At 64.7% G+C, this 12816-nt stretch carries 14 protein-coding genes and 1 pseudogene; 10 read left to right on the forward strand and 5 right to left on the reverse strand.

Annotated features, from left to right (window positions below):
• Positions 1–57 precede the first annotated feature (57 nt).
• Both ccmB and ccmA read right to left on the reverse strand, forming a co-directional pair.
• Entirely contained in the window at positions 58–714 is a 657-nt protein-coding gene (gene ccmB, locus ACEQXV_RS07920; protein ID WP_370253642.1) for a heme exporter protein CcmB, read from the reverse strand.
• Positions 711–1346 carry a heme ABC exporter ATP-binding protein CcmA gene (gene ccmA / locus ACEQXV_RS07925; protein ID WP_370268621.1) on the reverse strand — a complete coding sequence of 212 codons (636 nt, stop codon included), beginning with the start codon at positions 1344–1346 and terminating at the stop codon, positions 711–713. The genes ccmB and ccmA overlap by 4 nt, the downstream gene beginning before the upstream one ends.
• 207 nt (positions 1347–1553) lie before the next feature.
• On the opposite strand from ccmA, the gene acnA reads away from it, so the two are divergent.
• The 7 genes from acnA (at position 1554) to ACEQXV_RS07960 (ending at position 9065) form a co-directional block, all read left to right on the forward strand.
• The gene (gene acnA, locus ACEQXV_RS07930) at positions 1554–4238 is read left to right on the forward strand and encodes an aconitate hydratase AcnA (protein WP_370268622.1); all 2685 of its coding nucleotides are present in this window, start codon (positions 1554–1556) and stop codon (positions 4236–4238) included.
• Between the two features lie 371 nt (positions 4239–4609).
• Positions 4610–5566 carry a Hint domain-containing protein gene (locus tag ACEQXV_RS07935; protein WP_370268624.1) on the forward strand — a complete coding sequence of 319 codons (957 nt, stop codon included), beginning with the start codon at positions 4610–4612 and terminating at the stop codon, positions 5564–5566.
• 139 nt (positions 5567–5705) lie between these two features.
• Positions 5706–6599, forward strand: coding sequence for a Hint domain-containing protein (locus tag ACEQXV_RS07940; protein ID WP_370254151.1), 894 nt, complete (start codon positions 5706–5708; stop codon positions 6597–6599).
• Positions 6600–6647: 48 nt separating this feature from the next.
• Positions 6648–7451 (forward strand): dimethylarginine dimethylaminohydrolase, encoded by an 804-nt coding sequence (locus ACEQXV_RS07945; protein WP_370268626.1) that lies wholly within the window; start codon positions 6648–6650, stop codon positions 7449–7451.
• Positions 7448–7813: a DOPA 4,5-dioxygenase family protein gene (locus ACEQXV_RS07950; protein WP_370268628.1), complete on the forward strand. Its 366-nt coding sequence runs from the start codon at positions 7448–7450 to the stop codon at positions 7811–7813. The genes ACEQXV_RS07945 and ACEQXV_RS07950 overlap by 4 nt, the downstream gene beginning before the upstream one ends.
• Positions 7810–8274: an isoprenylcysteine carboxylmethyltransferase family protein gene (locus ACEQXV_RS07955; protein WP_370268630.1), complete on the forward strand. Its 465-nt coding sequence runs from the start codon at positions 7810–7812 to the stop codon at positions 8272–8274. Before ACEQXV_RS07950 ends, ACEQXV_RS07955 begins: the two co-directional genes overlap by 4 nt.
• An 83-nt stretch (positions 8275–8357) precedes the next feature.
• Complete coding sequence (locus ACEQXV_RS07960) at positions 8358–9065, forward strand: DUF1223 domain-containing protein (RefSeq protein WP_370268632.1); 708 nt, start codon at positions 8358–8360, stop codon at positions 9063–9065.
• A 24-nt stretch (positions 9066–9089) separates the two neighbouring features.
• Here ACEQXV_RS07960 and ACEQXV_RS07965 read toward each other — a convergent pair whose 3' ends face one another.
• The gene (locus ACEQXV_RS07965; RefSeq protein WP_370255332.1) at positions 9090–9305 is read right to left on the reverse strand and encodes a hypothetical protein; all 216 of its coding nucleotides are present in this window, start codon (positions 9303–9305) and stop codon (positions 9090–9092) included.
• Positions 9306–9437: 132 nt separating this feature from the next.
• Between ACEQXV_RS07965 and ACEQXV_RS07970 the strand changes: the two genes are divergently transcribed.
• Positions 9438–9713 (forward strand): DUF2312 domain-containing protein, encoded by a 276-nt coding sequence (locus ACEQXV_RS07970; RefSeq protein ID WP_370255334.1) that lies wholly within the window; start codon positions 9438–9440, stop codon positions 9711–9713.
• 190 nt (positions 9714–9903) lie between these two features.
• On the opposite strand, the gene ACEQXV_RS07975 is transcribed toward ACEQXV_RS07970, so the two are convergent.
• Together ACEQXV_RS07975 and ACEQXV_RS07980 are read right to left on the reverse strand one after the other, a co-directional pair.
• Positions 9904–10779, reverse strand: coding sequence for a hypothetical protein (locus ACEQXV_RS07975; protein ID WP_370268634.1), 876 nt, complete (start codon positions 10777–10779; stop codon positions 9904–9906).
• Between the two features lie 75 nt (positions 10780–10854).
• Entirely contained in the window at positions 10855–11310 is a 456-nt protein-coding gene (locus tag ACEQXV_RS07980; RefSeq protein WP_370268636.1) for an Lrp/AsnC family transcriptional regulator, read from the reverse strand.
• A 133-nt stretch (positions 11311–11443) separates the two neighbouring features.
• On the opposite strand from ACEQXV_RS07980, the gene ald reads away from it, so the two are divergent.
• Together ald and ACEQXV_RS07990 are read left to right on the forward strand one after the other, a co-directional pair.
• Positions 11444–12559: an alanine dehydrogenase gene (gene ald, locus ACEQXV_RS07985; RefSeq protein ID WP_370268638.1), complete on the forward strand. Its 1116-nt coding sequence runs from the start codon at positions 11444–11446 to the stop codon at positions 12557–12559.
• 65 nt (positions 12560–12624) lie between these two features.
• Positions 12625–12816, forward strand: a pseudogene (locus ACEQXV_RS07990) (transporter); the annotation flags it as partial.

Here is a 12816-nt window from a genome sequence, read left to right on the forward strand (position 1 = left end):
TGGGGCGAAACTTACGGTGCGATTGTTGCGCTAACAATGGGTAGCAGTGCCGCGCCCCTAGCGCAGATTGACGCGGAGGGCGGCGGCGGCGGCAAAGGGCATGGCCGCCAGCGTCGCCAGCGTGATCCCCGCCAGCAGCGCAAGCGGGGTGAAGGCGTCCATCCCCTCGGCCCCGCGCCCGGCCACCTCGGCCCCAAAGAGCAGCGTCGGCACGTAGAGCGGCAACACCAGCAGCGACAGCAAAAGCCCGCCCCGCTTCAGCCCCACGGTCAGCGCCGCCCCGAAGGTGCCGATGGCCGAAAGGGCAGGGGTGCCCACGGCCAGCGAGGCGATGAGCCAGCCAAAGCCTTCGGGCGGCAGGTTCAGAAGCACCGCCAGAACAGGCGCGGCGGCCACCAGCGGCAGGCCAGTGGTGATCCAGTGCGCCAGCGCTTTGATGCCTGCAACGGCCTCCAGCGGCAGTGGCGAGGTCGCCAGCAGTTCGAGCGAGCCATCCTCCCAGTCCAGCGCGAAGATGCGGTCGAGCGACAGAAGGCAGGCCAGAAGCGCGCCGATCCACAGGATGCCGGGGGCGATGCGGGTGATGATCCCGGTTTCCGGCCCGATCCCGAAGGGCATGAGGATGGTCACGATCAGGAAGAAGGCCAGGCCCAGGCCAAAGCCGCCACCGGCGCGGATCGCAAGTCGAAGATCTCGTATAAGAAGTCCGGTCACAGGGCGCCCTCCGACAGGAACGGGTCTGCCGCGTCGGCAGCCTCGGGGCGGCTGCGCCGGGTGAAGGGGGTGATGTCGAGGCTGCGCGCCGTGGGCAGGCCAAGGTCGATATGGGTGGCGATCACGGCAAGCCCGCCGGCGGCAAGGTGGCCTTCGACCGCGCGGGCGAAGCGGGCCACGTTGTCGACATCGAGCGAAACGGTCGGTTCATCGAGGCACCAGACCGGTCGCCCCGTGACAAGCAGGCGCGCCAGCGAGAGGCGCCGCTTCTGCCCCGCCGAGAGGTTTCCGGCCCGGCGGTCCAGCAACGCGCCCAGGTCGAAAGCCTCGACCGCCGCGTCGACGGCCCCCGCGCCGAAGACCCCGGCCCAGAAGCCCAGGTTCTCGGCCACGCTCAGCTGCGCCTTCAGACCGTCGGCATGGCCGGCATAGGCAATGCCCTCGGACGGGGCGTCGATGCGGCCCTCCAGCGGCGGGGTCAGACCCGCCAGCGTGCGCAGAAGTGTCGTCTTGCCCGCCCCGTTCGGACCGCGCAGGATCAGCGCCTCGCCGGGGGCGACATCGAAGGCCACCCCGGCCAGAACTTGCAGGCCGCCGCGGGCGCAGGACAGGTTGGAAACGCTCAGGCTCATGCCCAAGCCCTAGCCCAATCCGCGCGCCGGGGGAAGCGCCCGAAGCCCGGTCAAAGCGGCGCAATCAGGGGGCTTGGCAAAAAAAGCGCAAAAAGATGTATGCAACGGCATACAAAATCGCCGCACCCCCCTTGAACGACTCCTTTTATGCTGTCATAGCCCGGGCCAGCACATACCCACATCGTTTGACACGAGGGAGGCTTCTCCATGCCCATCACAGTCGGTCAGGACACCGCGAAGACCCGCAAAACGCTTACGGTCGGCGATCAGTCCATTGCTTATTACTCGATCCCCGCTGCCGAAGCGGCCGGTCTCGGCACCTTCTCCAAGCTGCCCGCCGCGCTGAAGGTGGTGCTGGAAAACATGCTCCGCTTCGAGGACGGCAAGACCGTCTCGGTGGACGACATCAAGGCCTTCTCCGATTGGGCCGACAATGGCGGCAAGGGCGACCGGGAACTGGCCTATCGCCCCGCGCGCGTTCTGATGCAGGACTTCACCGGCGTTCCCGCCGTGGTGGACCTCGCGGCAATGCGCGACGGCATCAAGGCGCTTGGCGGCGACGCCCAGAAGATCAACCCGCTCAACCCCGTTGACCTCGTCATCGACCACTCGGTCATGATCGACTACTTCGGCAACCCGCGCGCGTTCCAGATGAACGTGGACCGCGAGTACGAGCGCAACATGGAGCGTTACACCTTCCTCAAGTGGGGTCAGAACGCCTTCAACAACTTCCGCGTTGTGCCGCCGGGAACCGGTATCTGCCACCAGGTGAACCTGGAATACCTGGCCCAGACCGTCTGGACCGACGTTGACCAGAACGGCGAAACCGTCGCCTATCCCGATACGCTGGTCGGCACCGACAGCCACACCACCATGGTCAACGGCGCAGCCGTCCTGGGCTGGGGCGTGGGCGGCATCGAGGCCGAGGCCGCGATGCTGGGTCAGCCCATCTCGATGCTGATCCCCGAAGTGATCGGCTTCGAGCTGACCGGCGAGATGCTCGAAGGCACCACCGGCACCGACCTGGTGCTGAAGGTTGTCGAAATGCTGCGCGCCAAGGGCGTCGTCGGCAAGTTCGTCGAATTCTACGGCGCGGGTCTCGATCACCTGCCGCTGGCCGACCGGGCGACCATCGCCAACATGGCCCCCGAATACGGCGCCACCTGCGGCTTCTTCCCGATCGACGACGAAACCATCCGTTACCTGCGCAACACCGGCCGCGACGAGGATCGCATCGCGCTGGTCGAAGCCTATGCAAAGGAAAACGGGTTCTGGCGCGGCGCGGATTACGCTCCGGTCTACACCGACACCCTGCATCTCGACATGGGCACCATCGTGCCCGCGATTTCCGGCCCCAAGCGTCCGCAGGACTACGTGGCCCTGACCGACGCCAAGGCCGCCTTCCGCAAGGAAATGGAAGAGACCTTCAAGCGCCCGATGGACAAGGACGTTGCCGTCGAGGGTGAAGACTACTCCATGAACTCGGGCAAGGTCGTGATCGCCTCGATCACCTCCTGCACCAACACCTCGAACCCCTATGTCATGATCGGCGCGGGCCTCGTGGCGCGCAAGGCCGCGGCGCTTGGCCTCAACAGCAAGCCCTGGGTCAAGACCTCTCTGGCACCGGGCTCGCAGGTCGTGTCCGCCTACCTGGAGGCCGCTGGCCTGCAGGAAGATCTCGACAAGGTCGGCTTCAACCTGGTGGGCTATGGCTGCACCACCTGTATCGGCAACTCCGGTCCGCTCCAGCCCGAGATCTCCAAGGCGATCAACGAGGGTGACCTTGTGGCGACCGCCGTTCTGTCGGGCAACCGCAACTTCGAGGGCCGCATCAGCCCCGACGTGCGCGCCAACTACCTGGCCAGCCCGCCGCTGGTGGTGGCCTACGCCATTGCGGGCACGATGGACATCAACCTGGCCACCGACCCGATCGCGCAGACCCCCGATGGCAAGGATGTCTACCTCAAGGACATCTGGCCGACCACGAAGGAAGTGGCCGACACCGTCGAGGCGACCGTGACCCGCGAGGCGTTCCAGTCCAAGTATGCCGACGTGTTCAAGGGCGACGAGAAATGGCAGGGCGTCGAGGTTCCGCAGCAGGAAACCTATGACTGGCCGGCCACCTCGACCTACATCCAGAACCCGCCCTACTTCCAGGGCATGTCCAAGGAACCCGGCACCATCTCGAATATCGAGGGGGCCCGTGTCCTGGCGCTTCTGGGCGACATGATCACCACCGACCACATCAGCCCGGCTGGCTCCTTCAAGGACACCACCCCGGCCGGTAAATACCTGGTCGAGCGGCAGGTTCCGGTGCGCGAGTTCAACTCCTACGGCTCGCGTCGCGGCAACCACGAGATCATGATGCGCGGCACCTTCGCCAACATCCGCATCAAGAACGAGATGCTCAATGGCGTCGAGGGCGGCTACACCAAGGGCCCCGATGGCGCGCAGACCTCGATCTTCGACGCGGCCATGGCCTACAAGGAGGCCGGCACCCCGCTGGTCATCTTCGGTGGCGAACAGTACGGCGCGGGATCGTCCCGTGACTGGGCCGCCAAGGGCACCGCGCTTCTGGGCGTCAAGGCCGTGGTCGCCGAAAGCTTCGAGCGCATCCACCGCTCGAACCTGGTGGGCATGGGCGTGATCCCCTTCGAGTTCACCGGCGGCGATACCCGCAAATCGCTGAACCTCACCGGCGACGAAACGGTGGCGATCTCGGGTCTGGACACGATCCAGCCGTTGCAGGAAGTGCCCTGCACGATCACCTATGCCGACGGCACCGAGAAGGTGATCACCCTGAAGTGCCGGATCGATACCGCGATCGAGATCGAATATATCGAGCATGGCGGCGTCCTGCACTACGTGCTGCGCAACCTGGCGAAGTCGTAAGCACCGCTTGTCGGGTGGGCAGTCTGCCCACCTGAGCTTTCACCATCCCGAAACCCCGGCCTTCGCGCCGGGGTTTTGTTTTAGCCAGATGTGTGGATGGTGGGCAAACCGCGCGCCTTTCGCGCGCCGTCCATTTATGAAGTGGCCTGACGCAGGCAGTTGCAAGCTGCTCTTATCGGTATTGACAGGTGGTTTCAGGGGGTTACCGTATGCCCCTTGTGGGGCGGTGTTGCTTGGCCGCTGAAGGTAAGTGGTGTCAGCGTTTTTTCGTTGAGGCTTTTTTGATCCGACAGTCAGGTTCTTGCCTGCGTCTCCCCTTGTTCGCGGACCCAGTGCGTGAAGCGGCCATGTGTATAATCGGGGGGTAAATCATGCCGACAAGTTTCGTCTTCAACGCCTATGGCTGGGTCAATGACAATGGCTCTGTCGACGGAGACGCAGGGGGTCCGAATATTCCGACCATTACGGCCAGTGACGATGATGGCTCCATCGACGTTGGCGATCTTGTCACGCTGTCCGGCATGGCGCCCGATGTCTACGATGAATTCGCGGGCTCGCCCTTCGACTGGGACGGAGCGATGCGCTATTCAGGGACCGGCACCTTTGGCGGTCAGACCGGATACGTGTTCCGGCTGGAACCGACGGCGAGGGTTCCCGACGGCTATTTCGTGGTTTTCTACAACTCGCCGACTGCTGTCCTGAACGATCTCGAAGCCTATTTCGACGATCCAAGCTCGCAGACATTGGGGACCACCGCCCTGACCTGTTTCCTTGCCGGAACCGAGGTCGCTACCGCAGAAGGCCCGGTTCGGGTGGAGGACCTTCAGATCGGGGCGCGGCTGCAATGCGCGACGGGGGGCTGGTGCACGGCAAAGTGGATCGGGCGCCAGACCGTCTCCACCCGCTTCGGCCCTGCCGAACGGCTGATGCCGGTGCGGTTTGCTGCCGGGTCTTTGGGCGAGGGACTGCCCCACACCGATCTGACCGTCACCGCCGATCACGGGATGCTGGTGGATGGCGTGATCTGCCATGCGGGCGCGTTGGTGAATGGAACGACGATCACACGGGTGCCACTGGCAGAGATGGGCGAGACCTATACAGTCTATCACATCGAAACCGAGGAACACGAAATCATCCTCGCGAACGGTGCACCGGCGGAAACCTTCATCGACAACGTCTCGCGCAGAGTCTTCGACAATTACGCCGAGTTCGATGCGCTCTGCGGTGATGTGCCGGAGATGGAAGAGCTGCCCTATCCTCGCGCGATGAGCGCGCGGCAGGTGCCGAGCAAGGTCAAACGTCGGTTAAGCTTGAGTGGAGCCGCCTGAGTTTTTGGCGACCTGTCCCCTCGATTTGTTTCCGGGGCCGCCCGAACTTGACCTTCCGGCGGTCAGGTTAGCTATAAAGTCATGTGCTCGTTAATGAGTGAATCGGTCTACACAATTCAGGCAGGGGGAATAGGCGCCTATGGCTTCGATCGGTAACTTGTACTTCCACGGAACGTTTCACGAAGTGGTGGGCACATTTACACCGATCCCGCTGCCCGGACCCTACACGTTGGACGATGGAAACGGCGCAGGTGACACGGTCTTCAGATCTGGTGAGGACGTCAATCAGCCATTCACTGACGGCTCGCTAACCGATGGGTTTTACGGAACCTATGAGAAGGATGGGGTCGTCTACATCGTCTGTCGGCAGGGGCCTTACTACGACCTCTATTCAACGACGGATCCGGCTGTCGCAACCCTGGCGGCAGGCACTGCAATCCCGACTTTCAATACGGCCGATTTCACGCCGTGCTTTCTGGGCGGCACGTGCATTTCAACGCCCGATGGCTCTAAGCCCGTCGAAAAGCTTCAGATCGGCGATTGCATCGTCACCGATGATGGCCGCGCCGTGCCGGTTAAGTGGATTGGTCGCCACACCGTTGTCGCCGCGTTTCGACCTGCCGAACGCCTGATGCCGGTGCGTTTCGCCGCCGGGTCCCTGGGCGAGGGCCTTCCGCAAACCGACCTGACCGTCACAGCCGACCACGGGATGCTGGTCGATGGTGTCATCTGTCAGGCCGGGGCCTTGGTCAACGGCAGCACGATCACGCGGGTTCCGCTGGCCGAGATGGGGGAGACCTTCACGGTCTACCACATTGAAACCGAGGCGCACGAAATCATCCTCGCAAATGGTGCGCCTGCCGAGACTTTCATCGACAACGTCAGCCGCCGAGCCTTCGACAACTACGCGGAGTTCGAGGCGCTCTACGGCGACGTGCCAGAAATGCAGGAACTGCCCTATCCGCGAGCGATGAGCGCGCGGCAGGTGCCGGGGGCGATCCGTGCATGGCTGGCCGGGAAAGACGCGGCGTAAGCGGTTTTTCGACTGGTGCGGCCGGGCAGGGGGCGGCATGCTCTGCACATGACCGATCACTCATTCCGCTTCACCCATGCGCTGTGCCGCAGCCCCGCGCGATCCGTCACCGATGGCCTGCGCGCCGTCGACATGGGCGCGCCCGATCCCGACCTTTTCCTGGCCGAGCACGCGGCCTATGTGGCGGCGCTGCGTGCCGCCGGGGCCGAGGTCACGGTGCTGCCCGCGCAGGAGGCCTTTCCCGACAGTTGCTTCATCGAGGACCCGGCGCTCTGCCTCAAGGGCGTGGCGATCCTGCTGCGTCCCGGTGCGCCCTCTCGCCTTGGCGAGGCGGCGGCGCTGCGCCCCGACCTGGAGCGCCACCTGTCAGCGGTCGTGGAACTGCCCCCGGGTGGCTTCGTCGACGGGGGCGATATCCTGTGTTCCGATGACGAGGTGATGGTGGGCCTGTCGGCGCGCACCGATGCGGGAGGGGTGGCGGCGCTGCGCCCGCTGGTGGAGGAACTGGGCTATCGCCTGCGCCTGGTCGATACGCCGCCCGAGATCCTGCATTTCAAGACCGAGTCGAGCCTGCTCGATGCCGAAACCGTGCTGGCCACGCCGCGCCTGGCGGCCACGGGCTGCTTCGCGGGCTACCGGGTGATCGAGACGGCCGAGGGCGAAGACGCCGCGGCCAACGCGATCCGGTTCAATGACCCGGTGATGCTGAGCAAGGGGCACCCGCGCACTGCCGCGCGCCTGACGGCGGCTGGTTTTGACGTGGTGGAACTGCCCACGACCCAGGCCGCGCTGGTCGATGGCGGGCTGTCCTGCCTGTCGCTGCGCTATTCCCTGCCCGGAGAGGAGCAATGACCGACCCGACGGAAATCATAGGCTACCACGCCCATGTCTATTTCGACGCGACCAGCCTCGACCGGGCCCGCGCGCTTTGCGAAGAGGCACATCGGCGGTTCGGCGTGTCCATGGGGCGCGTGCATGAAAAATGCGTGGGCCCGCATCCGCGCTGGTCCTGCCAGCTGGCCGCGACGCCTGCCGAATTCGCCGATCTGCTGCCCTGGCTCGCGCTTAACCGCGGCGGGCTCGTGGTCTTTGCCCATCCGATCACCGGCGACAGCCTGTCCGCGCAGCTCGCCGATCATCGCGACCACGGCATCTGGCTTGGGGCGGGGCTCGATATGGACCTGTCGCAGTTCGAACCGCCGAAGGCCCCATGAGCGCGGGGTTTCTCAAGGGCTTTCCCGATCTGCCGCCGATCTGGTTCGCGGGCTTTTGCGGGGCGGCCTGGCTCCTGGCGCGTGAACTGCCGCTGACCACGGCCTTCGGGCCGCTCTGGTGGGGTTTGGGCGTGTTGCTGGCCGTGGCAGGCGTTGCCCTGATCGGCTGGTCGGCCTGGTGGTTCTGGATGCACCGCACCCCGATCGAATCCCATCACGACCCCAGGGCGCTGATCACCGAGGGCCCCTACCGCTTCAGCCGCAACCCGATCTACCTTGCGATGCTGGCGATGCTGACGGGCTATGTCTTCTGGCTCGGGGTGCTGAGCCCGGTGCTCTTGCCCGTTCTCTTTCACCAGGTGCTGACCCGCCGGTTCATCGAGGACGAGGAAGCGCGGCTGGTCGCGGCCTTCGGGCTGGAGGCGCGGCGTTACCTGCAAGTCACGCGCCGCTGGTTGTAACGGACGCTCGCAAAGGCTTGATTGGCGCCGGGCGACAGGGTTCATTACCTAACAGGGGACACTCGGGAAACCACGCGACAACCATGCGCCATTTCTTCTTCATCCTGGCCTTCGGCCTGGCCACCCTGCCCGCCCCCGCAACGCCGGCGCGGGCCGATAGCCCCGTGGTGGTCGAGCTGTTCACCTCGCAGGGCTGTTCGGTCTGTCCGCCCGCCGATGCGCTTCTGGCCGAGCTGGCCACGCGTCCGGACGTGATCCCGCTGGCGCTGCATGTGGATTACTGGGACTATATCGGCTGGCCCGATACCTTCGCCTCGGGCCAGTTCACCCGCCGCCAGCAGGCCTATGCCCGCCACGTCGGCCAGCGCATGGTCTACACGCCGCAGATGATCATCGGCGGGGTTGAACGGGTGGTGGGCTATGCGCCCATGGACGTGGCCGAACTGATCCTGCGCTATCGCGAGGTGGACTACCCCGTCGAGGTCAGCCTGACCCGGGTCGAAGGGGGCATTGCCCTGCGCGCCGTGGCGTCGATGGCGCTGGAAAGCCCCGGCATGGTGGTGCAGGTGGTGCGCTATATCCCGCGGGAAACGGTCGAAATCCGGCGCGGCGAGAACGCGGGCCGGGTGGTGGACTACACCAACATCGTGACGGAGTGGATGCGCGTGGGCGACTGGTCGGGGCAGGAGCCCTTCGAGATCGAGCTGGTCGACAGCTCGTCGCTTCCGGTGGTGGCCCTGGTGCAGATGGCAGGCCCCGGCGCCATCCTGGGTGCGGCGCGTCTCGACTAGGCGGGGCAGGGCGGGTGGCCGGCTTCAGGCCAGCAGCACGCCCATCACCACGGACATGAGCCCGAGCGCCGAAAGAAGCAGCGCCCCCATGTTGAAGAAAACGATGCGTTGCAGGCGTGCGCGCATCTCGTCATCGGGCAGGCCGGAGCGGCGCACGCGCAGGGCCGCGGCGATGCAATAGGCGATGATGACAAGCCCCACGGCGGTCAGCGCCGCCCCAAGCCAGACAAGCCATTCCATGCGCTCTCTCCCTTGTGTCACTCTCGTCTTCCGCCTATCCGAGCCTGCCCCCCTTCGCAAGCCTTGCGGGGCGCGGGCAGGGCGGCTAGACCAAGGCCCTGGTGAGATCCGGCAACGAGAGAGGCAGGTCCGATGGCCATGGACATGGAAGACACGAATACCCCCCCCGACAGCTATCGCGTGACCGCCGACGAGCTGCGCCAGTTCATCGAGCGCGTGGAGCGGCTGGAACTGGAGAAGAAGGACATTGCCGAGCAGATCAAGGAGGTCATGGCCGAAGCCAAGGGGCGCGGCTACGACACCAAGGTCATGCGCAAGGTCATTGCCCTGCGCCGCCGCGAGCCCGACGACATCGCCGAGGAAGAAGCGGTCCTGGAAATGTACAAGGAAGCGCTTGGCATGCGCTGATATCGCCGCGCCCTTCGGGGCGCGTCGATCCGGGGGCGGGCGCCCTCAAGCCCCCCTTGGCAGGGGAGCCCTCGGGACGCCCGCATTGCCATGGACAGGTGGCCCCGGTCGGTCTGCCTGACCGGGCCCCGTTCTGCGCGGCGCGGGCGGGATGCCTCCGGCGGGAGTATTTGGGCCAAGAAGAAACCGGTTACGGCGTGATGAGCGACACGCCGGGGATATGGGCGATGGCGTCGACGTCTTCCTCGTAGGAGGCGGTCATGTCTTCGAGCATCTCCTCGGACCAGCCCGGCGCGTCGAGCTCTTCTTCCAGAGCGTCGTCGAGGGCGTATTTGTCGAGGAAGGCGGCCAGGATGCGGCGCGTCAGCACCTCGTTCTCGGGCGGGCTTTCGGCAAGGTAGCCCTGCATCCGGCGGAACCCGGCGGGGTCCATCAGCTCTTCGATCAGGTCAAACTCGCCCTTGAGCCGGCGCAGGGCGTCGCAGCCGGCCATCTCGCGCATGATCTCGCCCCAGATGAGCGGCGTATCCTCATTACACCAGACGGTGACCGGGCAGTCGGGCGTGGCGCTGCGCAGGCGGGCGATCATTTCCGACCAGGCCAGCGCATAGGGCTGCATGTCCTCGGTGAACTCGGCGAAGTCGCGGAAGCGCGAGCCCTTGAAGAGCGTGGGGATCAGCGTGGCCGGGTCGCGCATGGCGAACTGGAACTCCACTTCGGCCGTGGGAAAGAGGTTGCGCAGACCGCGCGAGACGCGTTCGATCATCGGCCAGATCTGCGCGCCGATGACCACCAGCCGGTTGATACAGACCATGCGCGGATCGGAGAAGATGACGCGCTCGGTGCCGTCGGGCACCCGGGCGGCGTCGAGGATCGTGCGGCTCATCTCTGCGGGGGCGGGGGCGCCATCGAGGGCGCGCAGCGTGTCCTTGATGACCTCGCGGTAGAGCGCGGGCGTGGGCACGGCGACGCCGTCCTTGGCCAGGGCCTCGCGGTTCTTGAGCAGCGACTTGATCAGGCGGTCGTCATCGGTGCACGGGGCGCCTAGGTGAAACACGACCTGCATGATGACCGGGGCTCCTCTGGTTACTCCGTCCGCCAGCCTATACAAGCCGCGCCGGAAGGCAAAGACCCCAAGCGGTTAACGGACCTGGTAACCTTGCCACAGCTTGATGGGCCGCAGCGCGAAGGTGGTGTGCATGGCCGAGACATCGGGCAGGGCCGCCAGGCAATCGCGGTGGATGCGGTCGTAATCGTCCATGTCGCGCGCCGCCACGCGCAGGGTGTAGTCGGCCTGGCCGCTGGTCAGGTAGCATTCGAGGATATCGGGCGAGCCGCGCACAGCGGCTTCGAACCCTTCCAGCACCGAGCGTTCCTGGCTGCGCAGGGTGATTTCCACGAAGACGAGGATGTTGAAGCCAAGCTTGCGGCGGCTGAGCTGCGCGGCATAGCCGCGAATGACGCCCGCCGCTTCCAGCGCCTTGATCCGGCGGTGACAGGCCGAGGCCGAAAGGCCCAGGTCACCGGCCAGGTCCGCCACCGCGCGGCTGGAATCGCGTTGAAGCGCGCGCAGGATGCGGCTGTCGATCTGATCCATTTTTTCCCGCCTTATCGCATAATGACGCAAGAAAGTGACGCACTTACAGCGCAAGGGTGGCAAAAAATCAAGAAAATTGCGGGGGCAGGCGCGTATCCTGTGCGAAAGCTTCACGCCCACGGAGGAGAACGAGATGATCGTCGGGTGCCCCAAGGAAATCAAAAACCACGAATACCGCGTTGGGCTGACGCCTGAAAGCGTGGCCGAGCTGGTGACAAACGGCCATGCCGTGCTGGTCGAAACCGGAGCGGGTCTGGGCATCGGTGCGGATGACGACGCGTATCGTGCTGCCGGGGCGGAGATCGCTTCAGATGCAGCCGAGGTGTTTGCCAACGCCGAAATGATCGTCAAGGTGAAGGAGCCGCAGGCAGCAGAGCGTGCAATGCTGCGTGAGGGGCAGATCCTTTATACCTATCTGCACCTGGCGCCCGATCCGGAACAGACCCGCGATCTGGTCAAATCCGGCGCGATCTGCATCGCCTATGAAACGGTGACCGATGACAATGGCGGGTTGCCGTTGCTCAAACCGATGAGCCAGGTCGCAGGGCGGATGTCGATCCAGGCCGGGGCTGGTGCGCTTGAAAAGGCTCAGGGCGGGCGCGGTGTTCTCTTGGGCGGCGTGCCCGGGGTGAAGCCGGGCAAGGTTGTGGTCATTGGCGGCGGTGTCGTCGGTTTCAACGCAGCACAGATGGCGGTTGGCCTGCATGCGGATGTGACCATTCTTGACCGCAACCCGGCGGTTCTGGAGAAGCTCGAAAACCACTTCGAGGCCTCGGCCAAGGTGGTCTATTCGACCCAGGCCGCGCTGGAGGAAGAAGTTGCCAACGCTGACCTCGTGGTGGGGGCGGTTCTGATCCCCGGCGCCGCCGCGCCCAAGCTGGTTTCCCGTGATCTGATCGCGAAAATGAAACCCGGTGCCGTGGTCGTGGATGTGGCCATCGATCAAGGCGGTTGTTTTGCGACCTCCAGGGCAACAACACACGCAGACCCGACTTATGTCGTTGATGATGTTGTACATTACTGCGTTGCCAACATGCCCGGCGCGGTGGCGCGCACCTCAACTTATGCGCTCAACAACGCGACACTTCCCCATGCAATCGCCATCGCGAACAAGGGCTGGCAGCAGGCGATAGCTGACGACCATCACCTGATGAATGGCCTGAACGTGGCTTTGGGAGAAGTGACCTACACGGCTGTAGCCGACGATCTCGGCTACGACTTCGAAGACCCCAGAAATTTGCTGACATAAGCAAATCCACGCCCGCAACAGCATGCCGCTGTGCGGGCGTTATTCGTCAACAGGAGGAAATAAAAATGAACTTTGCCAAAATCAAAACTGGTCTGGCGGCAGGGGCCCTGGGCACCATGATGTCGACCGCGGCCTTCGCCGAAGACATGACATTGCGCTTTGCCGGTGTTTTTCCGATCGATCATCAGGGCACCACGAGGATGGAACAGGTTGCAGCGGAGGGTGCGGCCGCGGACGTGGGATTGAAAATCAATGTT

The sequence above is a fragment of the Nioella sp. genome (assembly GCF_964229645.1).
In the GTDB taxonomy this organism is placed as follows: Bacteria; Pseudomonadota; Alphaproteobacteria; order Rhodobacterales; family Rhodobacteraceae; genus Nioella.